Source organism: Nocardioides sp. NPDC057772 (assembly GCF_042798075.1).
Lineage (GTDB): Bacteria > Actinomycetota > Actinomycetes > Propionibacteriales > Nocardioidaceae > Nocardioides.
Genome location: NZ_JBHVKN010000391.1, coordinates 1 through 1,393, shown reverse-complemented (window position 1 = coordinate 1,393; position 1,393 = coordinate 1). Strand labels below are relative to the sequence as shown.

2 protein-coding genes are annotated in these 1,393 nt (G+C 73.7%); both read right to left on the bottom strand.

Going from position 1 to position 1,393, the window contains the following annotated elements:
* A partial coding sequence (locus tag ACFVJS_RS27955) for an acyl-CoA dehydrogenase family protein (protein WP_378886800.1) occupies positions 1-740 on the bottom strand: 740 nt, incomplete at its 3' end.
* Between the two features lie 36 nt (positions 741-776).
* A partial coding sequence (locus ACFVJS_RS27950; RefSeq protein ID WP_378886799.1) for a hypothetical protein occupies positions 777-1,393 on the bottom strand: 617 nt, incomplete at its 5' end.

Genomic DNA, 1,393 nt, shown 5'->3' with positions numbered 1-1,393 from the left:
GCCATCTGCAGCGCCACCGCCTGGAACTCCGCCAGCGCCCGGCCGAACTGCCGCCGGTTGCTCACGTACGCCGCGGTCAGATCCCGCGCCCCCGCGAGCACACCGGCCGCGGTCACGGCCAGCCCGGCGGTTGCGAGACCCGTCAGCGCCTCGAAGGCTCCCTCGCCGAGCGGCTCGGCCGGGGCGTCCTCGAGCACGACGGTGTGCTGCGGGACCTCGCCCGAGGCGCTGGCCGCGGCTAGCGTGACACCCGGACCGCTCGGGTCGACCAGCACGACGACCGGCGCCCCGGTGTCGGCAGCGCTCGCGGTCACGAGGAGGCGCGCGCTCTCGGCCGCGTAGGTGACCCCGGTCTTGCGTCCGGTCACGGCACCGTCGCGGAAGGTCGCCGACGGCGTCTCGGGGCGTCCCGGCTCCAGCCACGCCGGGGTCAGCAGCGTCTCGCCGCTCGCGACGCCGGGCAGGATCGCTTCCCGCTGCTCCGCGGTCCCGTGCCCGGCGAGGGTCAGCGCACCGACCGCGAGCGTCTCCCACACCGGGACCCGCACCGCGTGACGCCCGGCTTCGCGCAGCAGCACCGCGATCTCGGTCAGCCCGAACCCCTCGCCACCGTGGGCTTCCGGCACGGGCAGTGCGGTCAGGCCGGCGCTCGCCCAGGCCGACCAATCACCTCGGTCGGGCTCCCGGCCAAAAACCTCGGCCACCACGCTGCGTACGGCATCGAGCGTCTCGTCTCCCATGCCCGAAACTGTAACGCGTTCTAGTTTTCCTGGCTACTAGGACGAGGTGACCACTCCAGCCAGGCCCATCGCCTCGGAATGGAAGCTGAACCGGGCCACCTCCCCCACCCAGGGCCGGAAGTCCGCGACCCGGAGCTCCGCGGCCGAGGCGGACTCGCCCGCGGGTGAGCCGGAGGGCTGCACTACGTCACGGATCCGCCGCCAGCCCACGCACACGTCACAGCGCCCCGACCCGGTCTGCCGGCGCCGCTGGTGCGGCCCGCTCGGGTCGCGCAGGTGCCTGCTCTGGAGCTCGTCGACCAAGGTGTCCAGAGTCCGCCCTTGAGCGTCGGCCGTCAGCATCTCGGCCAGGAGGTCGGTCCCCTGCCGCGGAGCGCCCACCAGTACGGCGAGCAGCGTCGCGGCCGCACGCCGGTCGGCGTGGACGTCGTCGCCGAGGATGCCCTCTTCCTCCTCCATCCCGAGCCCCGAGGTCAGCCGCAGCAGCTGGTAGAGATTCAGGAACCGCTTCACCGCCCGAGGGGTCTCCTGGGCGGCGGCGAGCGGGCGGAGGTAGTCCCACTCCCGCGGCGTCACCGTCAGTTGCAGAGCCGGTCGCCGCTGGTCGAGATGCTCAGGTGCGGCCGGCGGCGCAACCATCCCCCGACCGGCTA